General features: G+C 38.6%; 23 protein-coding genes and 1 pseudogene. 3 read left to right on the forward strand and 21 right to left on the reverse strand.

The annotated features are described in order from the left end of the window. Positions 1–2 precede the first annotated feature (2 nt). The 11 genes from AB7942_RS07245 to gpr all read right to left on the reverse strand — a co-directional run bounded on the left by AB7942_RS07245 (position 3) and on the right by gpr (position 12,825). Positions 3–752, reverse strand: a complete 750-nt coding sequence (locus AB7942_RS07245) for a 16S rRNA (uracil(1498)-N(3))-methyltransferase (RefSeq protein WP_369446330.1) — start codon at positions 750–752, stop codon at positions 3–5. A 108-nt stretch (positions 753–860) separates the two neighbouring features. Then, positions 861–1,802, reverse strand: coding sequence for a 50S ribosomal protein L11 methyltransferase (prmA, locus tag AB7942_RS07250; protein ID WP_088089031.1), 942 nt, complete (start codon positions 1,800–1,802; stop codon positions 861–863). An 18-nt stretch (positions 1,803–1,820) separates the two neighbouring features. Continuing rightward, positions 1,821–2,951 (reverse strand): molecular chaperone DnaJ, encoded by a 1,131-nt coding sequence (gene dnaJ / locus AB7942_RS07255; RefSeq protein WP_369446331.1) that lies wholly within the window; start codon positions 2,949–2,951, stop codon positions 1,821–1,823. 122 nt (positions 2,952–3,073) lie between these two features. Continuing rightward, positions 3,074–4,906: a molecular chaperone DnaK gene (dnaK, locus tag AB7942_RS07260; protein ID WP_088089033.1), complete on the reverse strand. Its 1,833-nt coding sequence runs from the start codon at positions 4,904–4,906 to the stop codon at positions 3,074–3,076. A gap of 30 nt (positions 4,907–4,936) precedes the next feature. Next, positions 4,937–5,536 carry a nucleotide exchange factor GrpE gene (gene grpE, locus AB7942_RS07265; RefSeq protein ID WP_369446332.1) on the reverse strand — a complete coding sequence of 200 codons (600 nt, stop codon included), beginning with the start codon at positions 5,534–5,536 and terminating at the stop codon, positions 4,937–4,939. A gap of 132 nt (positions 5,537–5,668) precedes the next feature. Beyond that, a complete protein-coding gene (gene hrcA, locus AB7942_RS07270; RefSeq protein ID WP_088089035.1) occupies positions 5,669–6,700 on the reverse strand; it encodes a heat-inducible transcriptional repressor HrcA in 1,032 nt (343 codons plus the stop codon). A gap of 135 nt (positions 6,701–6,835) precedes the next feature. Further along, complete coding sequence (hemW, locus tag AB7942_RS07275) at positions 6,836–7,969, reverse strand: radical SAM family heme chaperone HemW (protein WP_369446333.1); 1,134 nt, start codon at positions 7,967–7,969, stop codon at positions 6,836–6,838. Positions 7,970–8,050: 81 nt separating this feature from the next. Further along, on the reverse strand, positions 8,051–9,886 hold the full coding sequence (gene lepA / locus AB7942_RS07280; RefSeq protein WP_098931368.1) for a translation elongation factor 4: 1,836 nt from the start codon (positions 9,884–9,886) through the stop codon (positions 8,051–8,053). 139 nt (positions 9,887–10,025) lie between these two features. Then, positions 10,026–10,352, reverse strand: a complete 327-nt coding sequence (locus tag AB7942_RS07285) for a DUF3679 domain-containing protein (RefSeq protein ID WP_088089038.1) — start codon at positions 10,350–10,352, stop codon at positions 10,026–10,028. 19 nt (positions 10,353–10,371) lie between these two features. After that, positions 10,372–11,574, reverse strand: coding sequence for a stage II sporulation protein P (spoIIP, locus tag AB7942_RS07290; protein ID WP_088089039.1), 1,203 nt, complete (start codon positions 11,572–11,574; stop codon positions 10,372–10,374). A gap of 126 nt (positions 11,575–11,700) precedes the next feature. Then, a complete protein-coding gene (gpr, locus tag AB7942_RS07295; RefSeq protein WP_088089040.1) occupies positions 11,701–12,825 on the reverse strand; it encodes a GPR endopeptidase in 1,125 nt (374 codons plus the stop codon). A 217-nt stretch (positions 12,826–13,042) separates the two neighbouring features. On the opposite strand from gpr, the gene rpsT reads away from it, so the two are divergent. Next, the gene (gene rpsT, locus AB7942_RS07300) at positions 13,043–13,303 is read left to right on the forward strand and encodes a 30S ribosomal protein S20 (RefSeq protein ID WP_088089041.1); all 261 of its coding nucleotides are present in this window, start codon (positions 13,043–13,045) and stop codon (positions 13,301–13,303) included. 42 nt (positions 13,304–13,345) lie between these two features. Here rpsT and holA read toward each other — a convergent pair whose 3' ends face one another. Continuing rightward, the gene (holA, locus tag AB7942_RS07305; protein WP_369446334.1) at positions 13,346–14,362 is read right to left on the reverse strand and encodes a DNA polymerase III subunit delta; all 1,017 of its coding nucleotides are present in this window, start codon (positions 14,360–14,362) and stop codon (positions 13,346–13,348) included. Between the two features lie 300 nt (positions 14,363–14,662). Between holA and AB7942_RS07310 the strand changes: the two genes are divergently transcribed. Next, complete coding sequence (locus AB7942_RS07310; protein WP_369446335.1) at positions 14,663–14,797, forward strand: YqzM family protein; 135 nt, start codon at positions 14,663–14,665, stop codon at positions 14,795–14,797. A gap of 75 nt (positions 14,798–14,872) precedes the next feature. On the opposite strand, the gene AB7942_RS07315 is transcribed toward AB7942_RS07310, so the two are convergent. From AB7942_RS07315 to AB7942_RS07325, 3 genes and pseudogenes are all read right to left on the reverse strand, one after another. Continuing rightward, on the reverse strand, positions 14,873–17,200 hold the full coding sequence (locus AB7942_RS07315) for a DNA internalization-related competence protein ComEC/Rec2 (RefSeq protein ID WP_369446336.1): 2,328 nt from the start codon (positions 17,198–17,200) through the stop codon (positions 14,873–14,875). An 88-nt stretch (positions 17,201–17,288) separates the two neighbouring features. Next, positions 17,289–17,735, reverse strand: a pseudogene (locus AB7942_RS07320) (ComE operon protein 2); the annotation flags it as partial. Positions 17,736–17,808: 73 nt separating this feature from the next. Further along, positions 17,809–18,447, reverse strand: coding sequence for a helix-hairpin-helix domain-containing protein (locus AB7942_RS07325; RefSeq protein WP_369446337.1), 639 nt, complete (start codon positions 18,445–18,447; stop codon positions 17,809–17,811). Between the two features lie 87 nt (positions 18,448–18,534). Here AB7942_RS07325 and comER point away from each other — a divergent pair, with 87 nt between their 5' ends. Then, positions 18,535–19,359 carry a late competence protein ComER gene (gene comER / locus AB7942_RS07330; RefSeq protein ID WP_369446338.1) on the forward strand — a complete coding sequence of 275 codons (825 nt, stop codon included), beginning with the start codon at positions 18,535–18,537 and terminating at the stop codon, positions 19,357–19,359. Between the two features lie 55 nt (positions 19,360–19,414). Here the strand turns inward: comER and AB7942_RS07335 are convergent, their stop codons facing one another. Genes AB7942_RS07335 through aroE form a run of 6 tightly spaced genes read right to left on the reverse strand, consistent with a single transcriptional unit; the run spans position 19,415 to position 22,803 of the window. After that, positions 19,415–20,173 carry a class I SAM-dependent DNA methyltransferase gene (locus AB7942_RS07335; RefSeq protein WP_369446339.1) on the reverse strand — a complete coding sequence of 253 codons (759 nt, stop codon included), beginning with the start codon at positions 20,171–20,173 and terminating at the stop codon, positions 19,415–19,417. Continuing rightward, on the reverse strand, positions 20,170–20,526 hold the full coding sequence (rsfS, locus tag AB7942_RS07340) for a ribosome silencing factor (RefSeq protein WP_168245136.1): 357 nt from the start codon (positions 20,524–20,526) through the stop codon (positions 20,170–20,172). Before rsfS ends, AB7942_RS07335 begins: the two co-directional genes overlap by 4 nt. A gap of 3 nt (positions 20,527–20,529) precedes the next feature. Beyond that, the gene (yqeK, locus tag AB7942_RS07345; protein WP_369446340.1) at positions 20,530–21,096 is read right to left on the reverse strand and encodes a bis(5'-nucleosyl)-tetraphosphatase (symmetrical) YqeK; all 567 of its coding nucleotides are present in this window, start codon (positions 21,094–21,096) and stop codon (positions 20,530–20,532) included. Continuing rightward, positions 21,086–21,655 carry a nicotinate-nucleotide adenylyltransferase gene (locus tag AB7942_RS07350; protein ID WP_369446341.1) on the reverse strand — a complete coding sequence of 190 codons (570 nt, stop codon included), beginning with the start codon at positions 21,653–21,655 and terminating at the stop codon, positions 21,086–21,088. Before AB7942_RS07350 ends, yqeK begins: the two co-directional genes overlap by 11 nt. A gap of 24 nt (positions 21,656–21,679) precedes the next feature. Further along, positions 21,680–21,970 (reverse strand): ribosome assembly RNA-binding protein YhbY, encoded by a 291-nt coding sequence (gene yhbY, locus AB7942_RS07355; protein WP_088089051.1) that lies wholly within the window; start codon positions 21,968–21,970, stop codon positions 21,680–21,682. Beyond that, entirely contained in the window at positions 21,964–22,803 is an 840-nt protein-coding gene (gene aroE, locus AB7942_RS07360; protein WP_369446342.1) for a shikimate dehydrogenase, read from the reverse strand. The genes yhbY and aroE overlap by 7 nt, the downstream gene beginning before the upstream one ends. Positions 22,804–22,820 lie beyond the last annotated feature (17 nt).

Genomic DNA, 22,820 nt, shown 5'->3' on the forward strand with positions numbered 1-22,820 from the left:
TTTCACCTCATTAATTCAAAATGATAGGAAATAGCCGCTAATGCATATAATGGAGCGGTTTCCGTTCGTAGTATTCTTGGGCCTAACCCACAAACTGCAAAATCGTTATTCTTTAATTGCTGTACTTCTGCATCAGATAAGCCGCCTTCTGGTCCAAAAACCAAAAGAAGAGAATCACCTTTGCTCATTTTATTGAGGGTAGACGTAAAAACGGATGTTTCGCCATTTCTACTCTCTTCTTCAAAAGCAACCAATTTATATTCAAATTCTTTGCTTTTTGAAAGCAATTCTTTAAAGCTAATCGCACTACTAACTTCTGGTAAAAAGGCGCGGTGGGATTGCTCAGCAGCTTCTTTTGCTATTTTTTGCCATCTATCTATTTTTTTCGCTGCTTTTTTTTCGTCCCATTTTACAACTGAACGAGCCGCTGAGAATGGGAGAAACTGATGTGCACCCAGTTCTGTTCCTTTTTGAATGATCCATTCCAGCTTGTCCCCCTTGGGTAGTCCGCTAGCAATCGTTATTGAAATCGGAAGCTCTGAGACCTCATCCTTCCATTGTACAACGTCTGCAACAACACTTGTATCGGTAATTTCTGCAAGGGCGCATACAGCTTGCTTCCCCGCTGGGTCAACACAAATAATCTGATCACCGAGTTGCATGCGCATAACCTTGACGATATGATGGCGGTCCTCTTCATCAATCAAAAAACGCTCACCATTTGCTCGTTGTTTAACAAAGTATCGTTGCACACTTCCTGCACCCTCTCTAAACATTTACAATTTATTTTACTAAAGAAAATCTTGATTTAAAAGTATAGCATGAAAAAAAGGGGTAAGTATCACCCCTTTTTTCAACCATTATAACCTTTTGGCAATGATTGCAACCCAATCTTCCATCAAAATCGTTTCGATAATTTCAAAACCAGCCGCTACTAATGAATCTTTAACCTGATCTTTTTTCTGATTGATAATTCCCGAGGTAATAAAAGATCCGCCAGGTTTGACAACCTTGGCAGCATCCTCAGTAAACCGGAGAATTACTTCAGCTAGTATATTAGCAACCACTACATCAGCAGAATTTTCTTCCACGCCATCGAGCAGATTATTTTGTGCGGTTGTTGCACGATCACTCACTTTATTGAGTTTAATGTTCACTCTCGCAGTTGTTACCGCTACCTCATCAAGGTCAAAGGCACGGACATCTTCGGCACCAAGCATGGCTGCTGCAATACTTAATACGCCCGAACCTGTTCCCACATCAATAACCCGGTCACCAGGACGAACCGTTCTTTCAAGTGCTTGAATACACAAGACAGTTGTCGGATGTGTACCTGTTCCAAATGCCATTCCTGGATCTAATTCAATAATTAATTCATCACTGCTGACCGGGGTATAAATCTCCCAAGTCGGAACAATTGTAAACTTTTCAGAAATTTTCACAGGATGATAATATTTTTTCCATGCTGTTGCCCATTCTTCTTCATTTACTTCACTTATGGTTACTTTATTTTTACCGATATCGATATTGTGAATAATTAAATTATTAATTGATTCTTTAATCGCATCCACCGTTTCGCCTAAAAAGCTGTTAACCGGAAGATATGCCTTTAATATTACGCCTTCATCTGGATAATCATCGGGATTGAGTTGATAGATTTCACCAAATTGATCTTCTCTTTCTTTCGTCAGTTCAAATGGATCTTCAATGACTACACCGCTCGCCCCAGCTTCATGCAAAATATGAGAAATAGGTTCAATCGCCTCATTTGTTGTGTGAATACTGATTTCGGACCATTTCACATCTACCAACTCCAATCCTTACTCGCTTTTAAAGGCTCGTTTTACTTTTGAGAAAAAACTTTCTTCGTGTTCACCAATGGGAGAAGAGCCACTAAGCTCTGCAAATTCTTTTAAAAGTTGCTTTTGTTTATCTGATAGTTTTGTTGGAGTAATGATTCGAACTAGAATATATTGATCTCCAACACCGAGTCCGCGGACGTTAGGAACACCTTTTCCTTTTAATCGGAATTTTTTCCCTGTTTGCGTCCCAGCAGGAATTTTCAACTTTACTTTCCCATGCAATGTAGGAACTTCAATCTCATCACCCAAGGATGCTTGAACAAAAGTGATCGGCATTTCACAATATATATCATCGCCATCTCTTTCAAAAAACTCATGCTGTCTCACATGGAAAACAACATAAAGATCTCCAGCTGGCCCACCGTTAATTCCTGCTTCTCCTTGACCTGACATACGAAGCTGCTGTCCATCATCAATACCTGCAGGGATTTTAACATGAATTTTCTTGCGCTTTTGTACTTTTCCTTTACCACCGCAAGTTGAGCACTTATGTTTAATTTCTTTCCCGGTACCATTACAGTGATTACATGTACGACGATTTACAATTCTGCCGAATGGGGTGTTTTGCTCCACATTTAACTGCCCGGTTCCATGACAGTGCTGGCAAGTTTCTGGTTTGGTTCCAGGCTTTGCCCCAGATCCACTGCATGTACCACAGGTTTCTTCACGTGGAATTTCAATATCTGTTTCTTTTCCAAAGGCCGCTTCTTCAAAAGTTACGGTCATCGTATACTGAAGGTCAGCACCTTGTCTTGGTGCGTTCGGATCACGTCTTCTTCCGCCTCCACCGCCGCCAAAAAAGGTATTAAAGATATCTTCAAACCCGCCAAAGCCGCCTCCGAAATCTCCACCGCCGCCAAAGCTTTGGTTTGGATCCGTATGACCAAATTGATCATAATGTGCCTTTTTCTGATCATCGCTTAATATTTCATAAGCTTCAGTTATTTCCTTGAATTTATCCGCCGCATCTGCTTCTTTATTAATATCTGGATGATATTTTTTTGAAAGCTTTCGATAGGCCTTTTTTATTTCATCCTTTGAAGCACTTTTACTAATCCCAAGTACTTCATAGTAATCCCGTTTACTCATGATTACCCACTCCCGAATCTGTCACATAAAGATTATTCTATCATTTATTCCGATAGTATTGCAATAAAAAAGCCAAAGCCCATAGTTCTGACTTTGACTTTTTTCTAAGCTGTAAAAAACTCTTATTTGTCCTCTTTTACTTCTTCAAATTCTGCATCGACAACATCATCTTTACCGGCAGTATTTCCAGCCTCAGGGCCACCCTGTTGTGCTTGTTGCGCAGCTGCTGCTTGCTCATAAAGCTTAACTGTCAAAGCTTGAACGATTTCTTGTAATGCATCCTTTTTCGCACGGATTTCAGTAAGATCGTTTTTCTCAATCGCTTCTTTTAATGCATCCTTCGCTTCATTTGCTTTCGCAACTTCACCTGCATCTACCTTACCTTCAAGATCTTTTAAGGTTTTTTCTGTTGTAAAGACAAGTTGGTCTGCTTCATTACGAAGTTCCACTTCTTCTTTGCGAAGCTTATCTGCATCTGCGTTTTCTTCTGCTTCACGGACCATTTTTTGGATTTCTTCGTCTGATAGTCCTGTTGAAGACTTGATGGTAATTTGTTGTTCTTTATTTGTACCAAGATCTTTCGCACGAACATTTACAATACCATTCTTATCAATATCAAAGTTTACTTCAATTTGTGGAATTCCACGTGGTGCTGGTGGAATATCTGATAATTGGAATCGTCCTAGAGTCTTGTTATTGGCCGCCATTGGACGTTCCCCTTGTAGAACATGGATGTCAACAGCTGTTTGGTTATCAGCAGCAGTTGAGAAAACCTGCGATTTAGATGTAGGGATTGTTGTATTACGATCAATTAACTTCGTAAAAACGCCGCCCATTGTTTCAATACCAAGAGATAGTGGTGTAACGTCAAGCAATACAACGTCTTTTACATCACCAGTAATTACACCGCCTTGAATGGCAGCACCCATTGCTACAACTTCATCTGGGTTAACACCACGATGAGGCTCTTGTCCAGTTGCTTGTTTAATTGCTTCTTGAACAGCCGGAATACGTGTTGAACCACCAACCAGGATCACTTTATCAATTTCTGAAGGAGTTAAACCAGCATCGCTTAATGCTTGACGCGTTGGACCCATTGTCCGCTCTACAAGATGCGCAGATAATTCGTCAAATTTTGCTCTAGTCATCGTTACTTCTAGGTGAAGCGGGCCAGCTGGACCAGCAGTGATAAATGGTAGTGAAATTTGAGTAGAAGTCACACCAGATAGATCTTTTTTCGCTTTTTCAGCTGCATCTTTTAGGCGCTGTAACGCCATTTTATCTTGAGCTAGGTCAATCCCATTTTCTTTCTTGAATTGATCAACGAGGTAATCAATAACGACTTGGTCAAAGTCGTCCCCTCCAAGTCGATTATCACCGGCAGTTGACTTAACTTGGAATACACCGTCGCCTAATTCAAGGATTGAAACGTCAAATGTTCCACCGCCAAGGTCATAAACAAGGATTGTTTGATCTTGATCCGTTTTGTCTAATCCATAGGCAAGAGCTGCTGCAGTTGGCTCGTTGATAATACGCTCTACTTCAAGACCAGCAATCTTCCCAGCATCCTTTGTTGCCTGGCGTTCAGCATCATTAAAGTACGCAGGAACTGTAATGACGGCCTTTGTAACTGGTTCGCCTAGATAATCTTCTGCATAAGATTTTAAATATTGAAGAATAATGGCAGACAGTTCTTGTGGTGTGTACTCCTTGCCTTCAATCTCCACTTTATAATTTGTGCCCATATGGCGTTTAATCGACATAATTGTATTTGGGTTTGTAATTGCTTGGCGCTTTGCTACTTCCCCAACTTGGCGTTCCCCATTTTTAAAAGCAATAACTGAAGGAGCCGTACGATTGCCTTCTGGATTTGGAATAACCTTAGGTTCGCCACCTTCAAGGACAGCAACACAAGAGTTGGTTGTACCAAGGTCAATACCGATAATTTTACTCATTTCCTTTTCCTCCTAAAAAAATATGTAGTTTTATTGATTTACTTTCACCATTGCTGGGCGAATGACACGATCCTTTAACAAATAACCTTTTTGAAATTCATCCGTCACAATGTTAGAGCCATAGTTCTCGTCCTCACCCTGCATTACAGCTTGATGCTGATACGGATCAAACTCTTTGCCTACCGATTCAATAGGTTCAACACCTTCAATTTTCAAGGCATCCAGCAAACTACGGTAAACCATGTCCATCCCTTGCAGAAGTGTCTTTGTTTGTTCATTATCTGCTTCAACTTTCATTGCTCTTTCAAAGTTGTCTATTGCAGGCAGTAAATCTGTAATTAATTTTTGTGCTCTATATTTTTGGCTTGCTTCTAGATCTAATCTAGTACGCCTCCGGAAATTATCAAAATCTGCTTGTAGTCGTAGATATCGATTATCTGCTTCATCTAATTTTGCCTTCAGCAATTGAATTTCTTGTTCCTTTTCATCAACTGGAAGGACATCAACTTTTTCTGTTGTGCCATCCTCTTCAAAAACAGTCTCAACCGTTTTTTCATCGGTAAGTTCAACATTATCAGTATTTTCAATCTCAACTTCTTCATTTATCGTGTTATTATTCTCATTTGTCAACTTACTCACCTCCCTTAAAGCATTTGCACCCATTTATTTTAAAATTCATATTCACAAGAAAGGGGATGAAATTAACGGCATTTCACCTAGGTGAAATAAACGGTTTTTCACCCTTACTCAATATTTCCAGTGCTATTTATTTTGATACAACTTTGTTAAAACAGCCGTTAAATCCTTACTAAAAAATTGTAATAAGCTAATGACTCTAGAATATTCCATTCTTGTAGGACCAAGGATGGCAATCGTTCCTAAATTTTCAGCACCTGCTGAATAGGTAGCTGTGATTAAGCTGCAATTATCCATGACACTATTATTATTTTCTCTGCCAATTTTGACATGAATACCCGCTGAATCATTTCTGATTAAGTTATAGATCCACTCTTCTTGGTCAATCATGGTTAGCAGGCTGCGGAGTTTTGCTACATCATGAAACTCCGGCTGGCTTAACATATTTGTTTTTCCACCAAAGAAAAGTTTTTCATTGCTAGGCATTTTTAATGAATCAGCGATCGTATACAGCATTAGATCATAATTATGGATATGCTGCCTTAAGAGCATGGCAACTTCCTTATAAATTTTATCATTTAAGTCTTCAAGTGGAACTCCCGCTAAACGATCATTCAAGATATTTACTGTTTTTTCTAAATCACTTGCATCCACGGAGGGCGGTAAAGAAAAGGTCCTGTTTTCAACATGTCCCGTATCTGTTACAAAAATGGCCACCGCGGTTTCTTTATTTAATGGGATGATTTGAATTCTTTTTAACTTATTAATACTTACTGCAGGACCAAGGACAATCGATGTGTAATTGGTTAGTTCCGATAATATTTTTGCTGACCTCTGAATAATTTTTTCGAACTCGAAAATTTTCTCAGCAAAAATCGACTGAATAATGGATACATCATGCTGATTTAACACCTGTGGAGACAGGAGATGATCAACATAATACCGATAACCTTTTTCCGATGGGACACGTCCTGAAGAGGTATGTGTCTTTTCAATATATCCCAACTCTTCAAGGTCGGACATTTCATTGCGAATAGTTGCCGAACTAAAAGAGATTTCCTCTTTTTTCGACAAGCTTCTTGAGCCGACTGGTTGGGCAGATCGAATAAAGTCATCAACAATAACCTGAAGAATTAACAATTGACGATCTGTTAACAACATTCATCACCTCTGTTAGCACTCCTAGTTACCGAGTGCTAATTATACTAATAAATTATCAAAAAAGGGGGGATGGTGTCAATCAAAAAGAAACATAGACGAGCTGAAGTATGACTGTTAATAAAATCCAATGCGTTATCTTAAAAATGCCTGAAAAACTTCATTTCCTAACAACCGGCCCTTTTTTGTTAAAAATATATGATCTTTCCCCACTGCTAACCACTGTTTAGCAGTTAATTCCGCAATCTCTTTTTCGAATAACTGAAGTGGATCAACAGAAAACTTTTCAATAAAGTGACGGACCGATACCCCGGCTGTTTTGCGTAAACCTAAGAACATTTCTTCTTCCATTTGTTCTACTTTTGTGGTCTGATGTTCCTCAATAACAGGGAGTATACCACTATTAATTTGGTCCATATATCTTTTTAACGGACCTGTATTTGAACGTCTCATCCCATTTAAATAACTATGTGCCCCCGCTCCAAACCCATAATAGGATTCGTTGTTCCAATAGGTTAAGTTATGCCTGCTTTCAAAACCAGGTTTGGAGAAATTACTAATTTCATATTGGTTAAAGCCATGCTTTTCCATTTCTTCCATTAGTAATTCATACATGGCTGCTTCCACATCCTCACCAGGAGTTGGAAGCTTTCCTTTTTTCAGTAAGTTATAAAAGACCGTTTTCGGTTCAATGATTAAGGAATAGGCTGAGTAATGTGAGATATCAAGGGAAAAAGCTTCTGTTAACGACTCTTTAAAATCAATTATCGTTTGTGACGGTAAACTGAAGATCAGATCGATGCTGATATTGTCAAAGCCTAAAGATTTTGCGTTATCAATGGTTTGATAAACATCTTTCGCTTTATGAACGCGACCGATTTTTTTTAGTAATTCCTCATTAAAGGTTTGCACACCAAGACTAAGGCGATTTACACCTGCATCTTTTAATATTTGTAATTTTTCCTTTGTTAAATCACCTGGGTTCGCTTCAAAGGTAAATTCCAACTGCTTGCTCTTGGGTAAATTCCTGTTAATACTCTCACAAAAACGATCCAGTTGCTGCTCATTTAACGATGTCGGCGTACCTCCACCGACAAATATCGTTTGCAGATCACTTGTGGGAAAATGGTTAACCGTCATTTTCATTTCTTGATCAAGAGCATTTAAATAGTCATCTACCGGCTGTCCCTTAAGAAATACTTTATTAAAATCACAATAATGGCAAATATGTTCGCAAAAGGGGATATGGAGATAAGCAGATTTAATCATTTCTTTCACTTCCTCTGTTCTTGTAACAAAAAGAGGCTAGAATTCGCCCGAAAAAATGGCTTGTCCTAACCTCCCGCTAGTTTATTTTTTTGTGTTGTTATCATCCATTTTTAAGACAGCCATAAATGCTTCTTGTGGTACTTCAACGGATCCAACCTGTTTCATCCGCTTCTTACCTTCTTTTTGCTTTTCTAACAATTTACGTTTACGAGAGATATCTCCACCATAACATTTTGCTAATACGTTTTTACGCATGGCTTTAATTGTGGAACGAGCAACAATTTTTTGACCAATTGCAGCTTGAATAGGAACCTCAAACTGTTGTCTTGGAATAAGTTCTTTCAGCTTTTCGACGATGATTTTTCCGCGTTCATACGCAAAATCTTTATGGACAATAAAGCTGAGTGCATCGACTTTTTCAGCATTTAACAATATGTCCATTTTAACCAGACTCGAAGGCTTATAACCAATTAATTCGTAATCAAAGGATGCATATCCTCTTGTGCTTGATTTTAATTGATCAAAGAAATCGTAAACAATTTCCGCTAATGGCATCTCATAGATGATACTCACCCTATTTTCAGCCAGATATTCCATCGTAACAAAAATACCGCGTTTAAGTTGGCACAGTTCCATAATCGTTCCTACATAATCATTCGGTGCCATCATTGTTGCTTTTACATATGGCTCTTCCACACGGTCTATTTTTTGCGGATCTGGTAAATCCGATGGATTATCCACCTTTATTTCAGAACCATCTGTCATGTGAACGTGATAGATAACACTTGGTGCAGTCGTAATTAAGTCAATTTTGAATTCACGCTCAATCCGTTCTTGAATGATTTCCATATGAAGAAGTCCTAAAAATCCACAACGGAAACCGAATCCAAGTGCTTGCGATGTTTCAGGTTCAAATTGAAGTGATGAATCATTTAACTGCAGCTTTTCAAGCGCTTCACGCAGGTCATTAAATTTCGCTGTATCAATTGGATATAACCCGCAATAAACCATTGGATTGAGTTTGCGGTAACCAGGAAGGGCTTCTGTTGCCCCATTTTTCGCATTTGTAATCGTATCACCGACGCGAGTGTCACCGACATTTTTAATCGATGCAGATAAAAAGCCAACATCTCCGACGGTTAACTCATCAAGCAACGTCGCTTTTGGTGTAAATACACCTACCTCATTCACTTCAAATTCTTTCCCAGTAGCCATCATTCTTACTTTGTCGCCAACTTTAACAGTTCCTTCTACAACACGGATGTAGGCAACAACACCACGATAGGCATCATAGAGGGAATCGAAAATCAGCGCTTTTAATGGTGCTTCCGGATCTCCTGTTGGTGCAGGAACTTTTTGCACAACCTGTTCAAGGATTTCTTCGATCCCGATACCTGCTTTAGCTGAAGCTAATACAGCTTCTGAAGCATCTAAGCCGATGACTTCCTCAATTTCACCGCGGACCCGTTCTGGGTCAGCACTAGGTAAGTCGATTTTATTGATGACTGGTAATATTTCAAGGTCGTTATCAAGGGCAAGGTAAACGTTCGCTAGTGTCTGTGCTTCAATTCCTTGTGCAGCGTCAACGACTAAAACAGCCCCTTCACAGGCTGCAAGGCTCCTTGATACCTCATACGTAAAATCGACATGTCCCGGTGTATCAATTAAATGGAAAATATATTCTTCTCCATCTTTTGCTTTGTATTTTAACTGGACGGCATTTAACTTAATGGTAATCCCGCGTTCTCTTTCAAGGTCCATTGAATCTAATAGCTGGTCTTTCATTTCCCGAGAGGTTAAGGCATTGGTTTTTTCCAAAATTCGGTCAGCCAATGTTGATTTCCCATGATCGATATGGGCAATAATCGAGAAATTTCTAATTTTTGATTGTCGTTTAAGTCTTTCATCATTGTTCACGGTATTTCACTCCTACTATACTCGCACATATACACTATTTTGAATTATAACAATAGGATTAAGAAGATTCAATGGAAACTCTAATAAGATTATTTCCTGAAATAAAATAGCGGCACCCAAAAGGTGCCACTTACACGTTTTAATCAGCTATGAGATCAACTATTTTTTCGGAGGCACCTGATATCCCTTCAGACATCTTCTTTCCCATCGAAGAAAAAAAATTATAAGCACTTATTTCTTCGAGTTTCTTCTTCTTTGCCTCAAGATCATGGCTTGAGATATCATTCCCCAGAAAGGTAGCTCTTAGGTCACTGTCCGTTTCATTTAAACTGACAGCATTTTGAAAATTGGGATCATCATAGCCTTTCATTTTATGAATACCATCATTAGCTAATTGCATTCCTACTAAAACAGAGATTAACATGAGAGCGCTTAAGCATAAGCTTTTTAACATGAACATCTTCATAAAAAATGCTCCCTTACATCTATTGTTTATTGGTTGATTGCTCAACATCCTGGTTAACTTTTTCAGCCTGCCAGTAAAATTCACTAAATACATCGGCAAGCGCGTCAGCCGAGCGATTTAATTCTTCAAACGTATTATCCACTCCGCCAAATTCAATCAAAAGTGCATTTTCAGACAGGTTTTGATTGTAGATACTGTTAGAGCCAGCAGCGTTTTTAATCATAACTCCCCTGCTTAAACCTTTATACTTCTTTTGTAGGAGATCGTGTAGCTCCTTTGCTAGTTTTGCATTCTTTTCATAATTTGGGTTTTTACCACCGATAATAAATGCAAGTCTGGCATATGATTTACCATTTATACTTACGGTTGTTTGTGGTTTTCGTTGTGAATCCCGATGAATATCAATAATATAATTTATATCTCGGTTTGATGCCATTGCTGCTTGAACAACCGGACGGGATTCTTGGTACGATTTAGCATAACTTAAATGTTTTTTATTTAAGTTCCCTTGAATATCAGTTTTATCAATAAAAGTACCGATTCCTCGATCTTCTAAGCTCGTTTTTAGTTGATCGCCGATTTTGGTAACGTTTATCTTTGAATGATATGCCGTATCAGGATCGTTGACCCCTTTTAGATATGGGATATACGATTCCCGATTATGTGTAAAGTAAACATACATAACCTTACGCTTGCCTGTTGTTTTACTAGGATCAGCAGGCGGCTTTTCACCTGCAGGCGTTTCGATACTATCTAAATTCTGCAGTGATGCCTCCCGCTCGGCTTTCATAATTTCAATCGGTGGGGCGGATTCTATTGGCATATTGGTATAGTTAGTTCCCTCGCCAGCAACAACAATTTTCCCATCAAATTGAAAGAATCCAGGAAGCTCTCTGCCAAGCAGGCTTCGGGGATCATTTAAATTTATATTGCTTGATAGCTTAAATACTAAGTTGGTTAATTTAGGAGTTGCCGTCCAGTCTTGTCCAACTGATAAAAAATGATGGTTTTCCCAGCCCATTAATTGATAAAGCAATTCTCCATTCACATTTGTTGCAGCCTGATTTACTGAAGATGACATAGGCCGATATTGTGGTTTTAACGAGGTTAATAATCCACTAATAGAGAAAATCATTATCATAAATATTAACAGTAATCCAGCGGCTTTAAGTAAACTTGATCCTTGTACCATAACAAACGTTCCTGAATTTCTAGCTTTCATGGTTCCACCTCGCAAATCGGATTCTAGTAAATGTTATGAAGATACTAGAATCGATAGAACCACTAGTTATATTTTCGAGGCACTTCCTGTAAAACATAGATTTCGAAAGCACCTCTAAAAATTCTGCTATTTTGTATAATACCCAGCATTCTCTTGGTCCACTGCACTATGAAGCGAGGAATTCAATCCGTTCGCAATCAAATTTGCCATATCTTCAATAAAAACGTCTACTTCCTTTGGAGTGACCATTAAATTATGTCCGATCGGAGATAACACCTCATAAATTAATTTTCTTTTTTCATCATCCTCTAGTGTACCAATCATCCCAAGAAACGTCTTACGGTGCTGTTCCTCAGGTAAATCCTCTTCGGTCAATTTTCGCTTTTCTCCGAAACTCATTCCTGCTGGTGCAAGTGCCCTCGAAGGCCGATTTCCTTCACGAAGTTCTTTCCCAAAATGCTTGAGAATAAAATCAATCGTATCACTTGTAATGGAGACGGCATCGACAACGGTCGGAACTCCAATCGCAATGACAGGAATACCCAAGGTTTCCTTACTCAGTTCTTTTCTTTTATTACCGACACCGGAACCAGGATGAATGCCTGTATCAGAGATTTGGATCGTCGAATTAACTCTTTCAATCGATCGTGATGCTAGTGCATCAATGGCAATCACAAAATCAGGTTTTGTTTTTTCAACAACTCCAAATATGATGTCACTTGTCTCAATCCCGGTTAAACCCATAACACCAGGTGATAATGCACTTACGGATCGATAGCCTTCTTCGACATTTTCCGGCTGAAGCTGAAAAAGGTGACGCGTAACCAACAAGTTTTCACATACCATGGGTCCAAGTGCGTCTGGGGTTACATTCCAATTTCCGAGCCCAACAACAAGACACGAATCCGTCTTTTTAATCCCAGTTCCCTCCAAAAAGTAAGCAAACTCTCTAGCGAAAATTTCTTCCACCTTTTGCTGTACCTCTGTATTTTGCTGGCGAATCCCTTGTACTTCTACCGTTAAATATCTACCAGCCTTTTTGCCCAGCTGTTGTTCACCCTGTTTGGTCACTTCAACTAATGAAATCTTTATGTCATCAACATCTTTTTCCTTAATAATCACGCCTTCAATTTGTGAAAGATCTTTCTCTTGCCCGACAGTTCCTTTCTGCTGTGTAAGGACCATTTCCCTTGCTTCAATTGCCAAATCCGTTCGAACGGAGTACTGACTTAAGTCAATCGACTCACCCATTGTTATTCACTCCCATCAAAATTTTCCTAAAATCTAGAAACTATTCCCTATTTTTGCCCTTTCCGGCATAAATCATGCAAATGATATTCTTCTTCGTAGAAACAAGTATTGCATTATAGGCTTCCATTTGATAAAATATTTCATGTTCTGAATTATTTTTTATGAATGTTAAGTCGAGTTCATATAGTGTCTCGATTCTTTGTAGGAGGTGAAAGTAATGCCTAATATTAAATCTGCTATTAAGCGTGTAAAAACAAGCGAAGCTCGTAATGCTCAAAATACAACTGCGAAATCTGCAATGCGTACTGCTGTTAAGAAAGTAGAAGCTGCTATTTCTACTAACGACGGTGCTGCTGCTAAAGAAGTATTTGCAACTGCTGCTAGTAAATTAGACAAGGCTGCTGCAAAAGGTCTTATCCACAAAAATGCTGCTGCTCGTAAAAAATCCCGTCTAATGAAAAAAACTAACGCTCTATAATTGAGCGTAAAAAAACGATTCCCTTTAACAGGAATCGTTTTTTTATTTCTTTAAATGAAATAGAAACATCTCAATTAATAAAGATTTATTCATGCCTCCTGTTTTCATTTGGTAGTCCGCTTCAGCAAGGAGGTCAATTATATTAGCCAATTCTTCATCTGTAAATTTAGGAGCTTGACCGAGAGCAAGTTTGACTCGGAATGGGTGTGTTTTCAAGAAACCTGCTATTTGCTGCTGTCCATATCCTCTTCTAGAGAGCTCCTTCACTTGATAAATTAACCTAAATTGTCCTGCCAACAATGCCAGAATCTTAATCGGCTCTTCATTTTGTTTTAACAAATCATAATAAATTCTTAGGGCCTCATCGAGTTTTCGCTGAACCACTTTTTCAATGAGCGTAAAAATATTTTGCTCTAGTGAACGAGCAACTAATTTTTCCACTAGGCTGACATCAATTCTTTTTTCATCTGCAGCATATAATGCTAATTTGTCCACTTCACTGGTAATCATAAACATATTTGTTCCAACCAAAGCGAGCAATTGTTCAATAGCATCAGGTTCAAATTCAATCCCACTTCTTTTCGCCCTGCTCTTTACCCAGTTCCGTAAATCATGTTCATTTAACTTTTTGGCTTCGACTATTTCAGCATTTCTTTTTAATTCTTTCGTTATTTTTTTCCGTTCATCCAATTTTTCATATGGTGCCGAAATAACTAATACTGAGTAGGGTGCCGGCTCTTTTAAATACATTTCGAACCTAGATAAATTATGATCAATCTTTTCTTTTGATTTTTCAGCCGTTAAAAAAACAGGATTATGTAAAAAGATAATTTTCTTTTCTCCTAAAAAAGGAAAAGTTTCCGCATCTTCGATTGCAACCTCAATTGGCGTTTCCTCTAAATCATAGCTCGCAAAATTAAAATCCTTTTCTTCTTCGTTTAAAATATGGTTAAGTAATAATTGCTTTGTTTCATTTATTAAGAATGTCTCTGTTCCAAATAATAAATAAATAGGAGCAATTTCCTTTTGTTTAATTTTTCTCCAAATATCCACTACCATTTGTCAGCGCTCCCCTTCTCCCACTCATATATATGGTAAAGAAGCTTGGACAATTTGACAAGCATTTAAAGGGAATTAGCACTTATCAATAAGTGCTAATTCCCAATCTATAATGAACGCCTGCAATAGAAGCCCTAGGATATTCTATTATCTGGCGGAGTTCCTTGTGTAAGTTTAGTGTAGCCTTTTATCAGTCTCACTATTTTGACAACTCTTGTCAGTTAAGGAAAGCATTTTGATGTACGCTGGATTTTTTCTTGAGAATGACTTATACTATATGTGAAATAGGAGGGGTAGACTGTGAATGAATTTGAAAAAGATGTGCAAAGTAAACGAAACGACGCGATTGATTCTGGGGTAGGATTTGGGGTTTCCTTTGGTTTTTTTGCCATAATGTTTATTGTTGCTACAGTCATTAAATTAATCGGTTCATAATGAATGGCTACATATGGGTAATTTAGGAGACTGCATTCGTGCAGTCTTTTTTAATTTTTCTTGAGATGCTTTATCCTATGGTAAATAGGGAGAAATGGTTCCTTTTCCTTGATAAAATTTATAGGTTATTGCTCCTTGCTGATCTGTTCGAAAAATAACTGTATTTGTTTTTCTTAACCGGTTAAGCACCTCTGAATGTGGGTGACCAAAACGATTTTTTTCACCGACCGAAATTAATGCTATTCTTGGGCTAATTTGATTAATAAAAGATTCTGCACTTGATGTTTTACTCCCATGATGACCAGCTTTTAAAACATCAACCTTTAAATTAGGATATTTTTTTATGATTTTCTCTTCCCCTTCTTGATCAAGATCTCCACCAAAAAACCAACTAACTCCCCCTAATTGAGCAATAAAGGCTATGGAGCCGCTGTTTCTTTCACCAGCAAAATTCTTTTCAGGTGAAAGGATATCAAATTCATTTTCCCCGATAATCCACTTGTCTCCTTCTGACACTTTTATGACAGTAATGTTTTTCTTCTTCGCCTCCTCCAAAATGGCAAGTTCAGTAATTGATGGCTCCACTACAGAAGGCATTAGGATTTGTTTTACTTCAAGCTCTTTTATAATCGAGAATGCCCCCCCAATATGGTCCATATCCCCATGAGTTAAGATTAGTTTGTCAATTTTGGTAATACCTTGTCCTTTTAAAAAGGGAACAACTACATCCCTTCCTACCTCAAAGGCTCTGGCTCGTTCCCTCCACTTTTCTTCTGTGTAGTTCATTGTCCCGCCTGTATCAATGAGATAGGTTCCTTTATCATGTGCAAGGTGAATCAAAATACTATCCCCTTGGCCAACATCAATCATGGTCACTTCACCATATGGATTTAACCAGTTCCAGCCTTGTTGAAAAATAATCAGCACAACAATCAATACGAAAAGATGGACCTTCCTTTTCGGATACGCTTTAGTTTCCCAAATAAAAAAAATCAAAAGCAGGATAAAAATATACACAATGAGTAAAAACCAATTTGGTCTTCCAGGGATAAAGCGGAAGAAGGTAAAGTCAGCAAGATATTCTATAAGATAATTGGAGAGGCTAATGATTGTTCTGAAAATGCTAATAAGTATAAGCGGAGTTTTTCCGAACATAAACTGGATGATAAACAAAAGGTACAATCCTGGGAGGTATACAAATGAAAAAAGCGGAATATAGACCATATTGGCGATGATACCTATCATTGAAACCTCAAAGTAATGATACAGTAAGAACGGGAGTGCAGCTAATTGAGCAACTAACGAAGTCGCAAGCATACGCGTTATCGTCTTTTCATAGCCTTGCAAAATATATGGAGCAGACAAAATGATCACCAGACTCACTGAGAATGAGAGTTGAAAGCCAGCATCAAAAATCACCATTGGGTTAAAAAATAAATAGGAAATAAATGCCAAGCTAATAGCATCCAGGGGAAAAAGCCTTAAGCGAGCTTTTAACTTTACAGTAAGTAACACGAGGAAAATCATCATCGCTGAGCGAATAACAGATGGTGAACCGCCTGTCAGAATGACATAAATCGGCAGGATGATGAGAAGAAAATTGATCATAAACTGTCTCGTTAGGCCAAATCGAATGCCGATATAAAAAACCATCGCAATTAATAACGAAACATGGAGTCCAGAAATGGCGAGCAAATGAACAATACCGGTTTTTTGGTACGCAGTTAAAACTTCCGGGTCAAACAAATTTCTGTCACCAAATAGTAAGGCGGCGGAAAGTGAAGCAATTTCTATCGGAAAATGTGACTCAAGATAATTAATACCAGAATATCGAAGTTGTTTTATCAATTCCACTGGAGAAGGATTCATCGGAGAGCAAGTTTGCAATGGGTTTTCTTGGATCTCGATGATCCAATAAATGTTCTTCCTAGATAAATACTTTCGGTAATTAAATGCATTAGGGTTTTTGGCAATCGCCGGTTTTCCCAGAGTGCCTGACACCCTGCATAAACAATGATAAAAGGTTTTCGTCTTTAATAGATCTTTTTCTTGTTCTGATTGGATTTTGTAGCGGATGAGGAGTTTTTCCTTGTACCGTGCATCAGCAGCCTGCACTTGTAATAAGTCACCATCAATTTTTGGGTCTTCGGTATATTGAAGATAAAAGGTGGTAGTGGATGAGGGGATCGCTGTTTTATTGGTTGAGACTGCATGTTGACCGATAAAAAAGAAGGTCAAAAAACACACAGCTACAAGCCCAAGTTGAAATTTCATAAATCGTTTATATTTATATAGAAGATAAAGATACAGGGTTTGTAATAAGAAAAAGGGGAGAAATGTTAATTGAACACATAACACACCTAATAAAGCTGCAATTGCAAAATAAATATATTTTCCATTCATTTGACTTCTCCATTTAGGTATTTTCATTACAAAATACGGAAGAGCCGGAAATAACCGGCATCAATCCGTAGAATTATTGACTAACCTTCCGTAAATCAATCACTGACTCATGCAGCTCTACCTTCTCAATGGTAACATTTGCCTGCTGAAAAAGTTCAATTGCATACGGGTGATTTTTATAATCCTCCGCGTAATAAACGGTTTTAATACCCGCTTGGATAATCGCTTTACAGCATTGTAAGCAGGGGAAATGGGTGACATAAATTTCAGCTTCTGCAGTCGGAACACCAAATTTAGCACATTGAAGCAGCGCATTCATTTCAGCGTGTATGGTTCTTACACAGTGATTGTCAATCACGAAGCAACCTTCATCAATACAATGGTCTCCACCAGCTATTGAACCATTATAGCCACCAGCAATAATTCGTTTATCCCTTACAATTGTAGCTCCCACTGTCAGCCTAGTACATGTGCTTCTTAGTGCGAGCAAATGGCTTTGTGCCATAAAATATTGATCCCATGAGATTCGTTCCACTTCTCCCACTCCCTTTTATGTTCATTCACTTAAGTTTAATAGTGATTGTCCCTATAGGTCAATTAGAGATTTACTATATAGCAAGTAAATCTTTAAATTTTTCGAAGGTTTTATCCCCAATACCGCTAATATTTTTCATGTCTTCAATAGCTTTGAAAGGGCCGTTTGTATTCCTATATTCAATAATGGCAGCCGCTTTGGCAGGACCGATGCCCGGGAGATTTTGCAATTCAGTTTCATCCGCCTTATTTATATTAATTTTTGATTCCTTTTGATTGCCGCCTGAAGAAATTTGGCTGCCTCCCAAGGGTGCAGAAGGAAGTCCTGCCTCACCCTTCGCTGGGATGTAAATGATCATTTCATCTTGGACATGTTCGGCAAAATTCACCTGACCTTGGTCGGCCTTGTCCGTTAAACCACCCGCTCGACTGATAACATCAATAACTCTCTCACTTGTATTTGCTTGGTATACTCCTGGAAGTTTGATTTGGCCCTTGACATCTACCATTATTTTCTCTGGTAATTCTGGGAGATTAGCAGGTTTCGTCTTTTCTGTTTCCTTCTCTTCCCCTTGAAATTTCTCTTCGATACTTTGGGAATTAGTGGGGATAGGCTCAGGGGCATCATTGACATAAAAAAAATAAAATCCACCGAGTGCAATAATCGCAACAACTACAACAATGATCTTGTGTTCAATCAACCAGTCTTTCACTTGAATCCTTCCTTTCTAAAGGTATATTTCACTTACAGATTTCATATGGTTATAAAAGAAACTTGCATGCGAAGGAGGGTCGGAACAATGAAAATAGGCATTATCGGTACCGGTAATATGGGGAGAATATTGGTGGAGGCCTTGATTGACGGAAAAGCCATTTCCCCTTCCTCTATCATGATTACAAACAGGACAAAATCAAAAGCTATGGTGCTTAAAGATAAATATAGGGAACTAAGGGTTGGAGCGAATCCAAGAGAAGTTGCCGCGGAGTCCGACTTGGTATTTATTTGTGTAAAACCATTAGATGTATTTCAAGTTCTAGATGAAATTAAACCACATTTAAGCCCAGAAAAATGTCTCATTTCTATAACGAGCCCTATCAGTACAAGCCAAATTGAAAAGAAGGTTTCCTGTTCAGCCGTTAGAGTAATCCCAAGTATTACGAATCGCGCATTATCTGGGGTGTCATTGATTACCTATGGGGAAAATTGCAGTGACCATTGGAAAAGGAAAGTGGAGAAATTAATTACGAAGATTGGGGTGCCGTTTCATATTGATGAAAAAATAACGAGGCCTGCCTCTGATATCGTTAGCTGCGGGCCAGCTTTCTTCAGCTATCTTCTCCAAAGTTTCATCCAAGCGGCAGTAAAAGAGACAGAAATTGACGAAGATGCCGCAACAATTATGGCAAGTGAAATGATTGTGGGACTGGGTGAATTATTAAAGCAAGGGCATTATACGCTTTCATCACTGCAGGAAAAGGTATGTGTAAAGGGCGGGATAACCGGTGAAGGTATAAAAGTACTGGATAACGAGCTCGGAGACGTATTTGAGCACCTATTTCAGGCTACGCAGGCAAAATTTAAAGAGGATCTAGATAAAGTAGAGGTGCAATTCTCTAATTATTAATTTCGCCATTTACTGACAAACTCCTTCTTTTCTCATAATAAAAAGCCATCTTTTTTTAGATGGCTTTCTCTATTTTTTTCGCTACAAAAAAGATTCGCTCTGATTGTGTTGAGGGCTTAGCATCTTTAAAATCAGCACAAACCTCCAACAATTCAAAACCAGTCTCGACTAACCAGTCTGAATATTGCTGGACTGGATATGTTCGTTGAAAATGAATCTCATCAAATCGGTCATACTTTCCTGTCCGTTCATCCAAAACAAAAAAGCTTAACTCATGTTCCACACTATTCGAACTTTCTCCAGGGAAGCTATTCCAGATAAATGAGACATGATCCTCACTGGAAGCAAAGGTTTGATTAATGAATAAATGAGAAATTTTATAAATCGAATGAACATCAAAAACGAATATGCCTTCATCGCTCAAATGCTGGAAGGCGTTTGAAAAAGTAGCCATTACCTCTTGCTCGCTCTGAAGATAATTTAACGAATCACAAAAAATACCGATGACATCAAATTCCCCCTGGCCCTCCAAGTCAGCCATATTCTGCTGAAAAAACGGAATTCTAACCCCTTCATCCTCGGCCTTCGCCTGTGCCACAGCTAGCATATCCTCAGATAAATCGACTCCCGTTACTTGAAATCCGTCTTTCGCTAACCGGACGGAGAGTACACCTGTCCCACATGCTAGGTCAAGCAAGCGAGTGCCAGTAACGTTATAGTTCACGCATTTATCTTTGACAAACTGGACCCACTCATCATATGGTGCGTCCTTCATCAGTTCATCATAGAGATACGCAAATTGCTGATAGCTCATGTATTTAGCGCACTGTGGATGTCTTCCAACGGCGCATCGCCCCATAGACGCTCCAATTTGTAATAGCTTCTTTCGTCACGATGGAATACGTGGGCAACAACATCGCCAAGATCAATCAACACCCATCTTGCTTCATCATAACCCTCAATTCTTTTTACGTCATATCCATGTTCTTGGGCTTTTTCTTTCATTTCCTTTGCAATCGCCTGTACTTGTTTATCTGAGTTTCCGTGACAAATGATAAAGTAATCAGCAATTAAAGAAATCCCCTTCATATTAAGGGCTAAAATGTCTTCAGCACGTTTGTCATCCGCTGCCTTAACAGCAATTTTTAGTAGTTCTTGATTATCCATTAATCAATCCTCCAGTTTTTTGATTAGATCATTGTACGTATAGAATGTATCAGGGTATATTGTTTGATTCTTTTTAAATAAAAACATGATCGTATTTTGAATGGCCTTAATTAGTGCTCTATCTAAATTTTCTTTAGCCATATCTCGTACCTCTTCCACGCCTGGAAAATGACGGCCTGGTTCAATGTAATCGGCTAAATAAATAATTTTATCCAGTAAAGTCATTCCTGGTCTTCCCGATGTATGATAACGGATTGCTTCCAATACTTCACGGTCGCTGATCCCCGCTTCTTTTTTCACCAAGTAGGCCCCTGCAGGTGCATGCCACAATTCTGAATTAAATTCAAGCAAATCCTGTGGAAATCCTTGACCAGTAATGATTTCCTTCATTTCGTCTTTTGGACGAAATTTTGCATAATCGTGAAAAATCGCAGCTAATTCGGCTTTTTGTTCATTGCCTCCATATTGCTTTGCAAGTGCTATCGCTGTCTCCATTACTCCCAAAGTATGCTGATAGCGATGATCGGTTAATTGTTCCTTTACAAGCTTTAACGCCTCTTCACGTTCCATATAAATGCTTCTCCTCGATATATTGAACGACCGGATCAGGCAGTAGATAACGAACTGTCTTTCCGTTTTTCACCCTATCCCTAATCATACTAGATGACACATCCAGTGCCGGAACATCTACATAAAGGACAGGGTAGTCTGTTTGACTGCTATATGCCGGTCTTTCAACTCCAACAAATTGGACAAGTTTAATAAGTTCGTCTATTTTATGCCATTTCGGCAGGTATTCAATCATATCCGCCCCAATAATAAAGAAAAACTGATGGTCAGGGTACTGGTCATTAATCATCTTCATGGTATCGACCGTATAAGAAGGACCTTCCCTATGAAGTTCAATCGTTTCCACTCGAAAAGCAGCATTTCCACCGATTGCTAATTCCAGCATTTGCAGGCGATCTTCATTTTTAATCGATTCTGATTTTCTCTTATGGGGAGGCTCTTGGTTTGGCATAAACCAAATTTCATCAAGCTGAAGAGTGGAAAGAACCTCATTTGCAATTAAAAGATGTCCATAATGCGGAGGATCAAAGGTTCCTCCCAATATTCCCACCTTCAACATGCGATCGTCTCCTTATACATTCAATTATGGAAGTTTAATTGTTTTCTTTTCCACAGACTCTTTATAAAGGACAATGGTATTTCCGATAAGTTGAACAATTTCTGCACCCGTACCTTCAGCTAACTGCTCAGCAACGGCCGCTTTATCTTCTTCACAATTTTGCAAAATGCTGACTTTAAATAGCTCTCTTGCTTCAAGTGCATCAGCTACTTGTTTAATCATATTTTCGTTTACTCCACCTTTACCTACTTGAAATATCGGATCTAGGTGGTGCGCCTTTGAACGTAAAAAACTTTTTTGCTTACCTGTTAACATGTTCTTCCTCCTAATTGTTTTAAAACATTATCTCTCATTCTTTCCACATCAGGGAAAATTCCCGTCCATTTTTCAAAAGCAAGTGCGCCCTGATATACAAACATATCTATCCCGTTTTGGATGCTTGCTCCATTAAGACGCGCTTCTTGTAAAAATTGCGTTTCAAGCGGATTGTATATGATATCACAAAAGACAGTTTGATTCCTTATTTTATTTAGTGGGAATGGCTGCTCATTAATTTTTGGGGACATGCCAATCAGTGTCGTTTGAATAACTAAATCATATTCCCCTAATGATTCACTTGCCTCTTCAAACGAACAAGCACTAGAACAAACTGAATAAGGACATTCTTTGATTAGTTCCCAGGCTTTCTCTATCGTGCGATTGGCAATGTTCAAGACGAGCGGGTTTTCCTTTGCCAAAGTTAAATAGATGGCTCTCGCAGCCCCGCCTGCTCCAATAATCAGAACCTTTTGGTCTGTTATTTTAGGCAGAAAAGCATTTAAGCCTTTTAGAAAACCAGGGCCATCCGTGTTATAGCCAATTAGTTGACCGTTTTCATTTACAACGGTATTCACAGCCCCGATGTTCGCGGCCAATTCATCTATGCCATCCAGAAAGGGAATGATTTTACTTTTATGCGGTACAGTTACATTAAATCCACTGACGCCCAGCGCTTTTAATCCCTTGACAGCATCATGTAAATCCACTTCCTTAACTTGAAATGGCAGATAGGCTGCATCAATGTTATAAAATGAAAATAAATCATTGATCATAACCGGAGACATACTATGTCCAATTGGATTCCCCAAAACAGCAAATAATTTCTTCATCTGAATTCCCCCCACCC

It is taken from the genome of Neobacillus sp. BF23-41, from assembly GCF_041106275.1.

Coding starts and splice junctions, on each gene's coding strand:
- dnaJ (WP_369446331.1), bottom strand. CDS start 2,951: ATGAGTAAACGGGATTACTATGAAGTACTTGGGATTAGTAAAAGTGCT.
- dnaK (WP_088089033.1), bottom strand. CDS start 4,906: ATGAGTAAAATTATCGGTATTGACCTTGGTACAACCAACTCTTGTGTT.
- hemW (WP_369446333.1), bottom strand. CDS start 7,969: ATGATTAAATCTGCTTATCTCCATATCCCCTTTTGCGAACATATTTGC.
- AB7942_RS07285 (WP_088089038.1), bottom strand. CDS start 10,352: ATGAAGATGTTCATGTTAAAAAGCTTATGCTTAAGCGCTCTCATGTTA.
- spoIIP (WP_088089039.1), bottom strand. CDS start 11,574: ATGAAAGCTAGAAATTCAGGAACGTTTGTTATGGTACAAGGATCAAGT.
- gpr (WP_088089040.1), bottom strand. CDS start 12,825: ATGGGTGAGTCGATTGACTTAAGTCAGTACTCCGTTCGAACGGATTTG.
- rpsT (WP_088089041.1), top strand. CDS start 13,043: ATGCCTAATATTAAATCTGCTATTAAGCGTGTAAAAACAAGCGAAGCT.
- holA (WP_369446334.1), bottom strand. CDS start 14,362: ATGGTAGTGGATATTTGGAGAAAAATTAAACAAAAGGAAATTGCTCCT.
- AB7942_RS07315 (WP_369446336.1), bottom strand. CDS start 17,200: ATGAATGGAAAATATATTTATTTTGCAATTGCAGCTTTATTAGGTGTG.
- comER (WP_369446338.1), top strand. CDS start 18,535: ATGAAAATAGGCATTATCGGTACCGGTAATATGGGGAGAATATTGGTG.
- AB7942_RS07335 (WP_369446339.1), bottom strand. CDS start 20,173: ATGAGCTATCAGCAATTTGCGTATCTCTATGATGAACTGATGAAGGAC.
- rsfS (WP_168245136.1), bottom strand. CDS start 20,526: ATGGATAATCAAGAACTACTAAAAATTGCTGTTAAGGCAGCGGATGAC.
- yqeK (WP_369446340.1), bottom strand. CDS start 21,096: ATGGAACGTGAAGAGGCGTTAAAGCTTGTAAAGGAACAATTAACCGAT.
- AB7942_RS07350 (WP_369446341.1), bottom strand. CDS start 21,655: ATGTTGAAGGTGGGAATATTGGGAGGAACCTTTGATCCTCCGCATTAT.
- yhbY (WP_088089051.1), bottom strand. CDS start 21,970: ATGTTAACAGGTAAGCAAAAAAGTTTTTTACGTTCAAAGGCGCACCAC.
- aroE (WP_369446342.1), bottom strand. CDS start 22,803: ATGAAGAAATTATTTGCTGTTTTGGGGAATCCAATTGGACATAGTATG.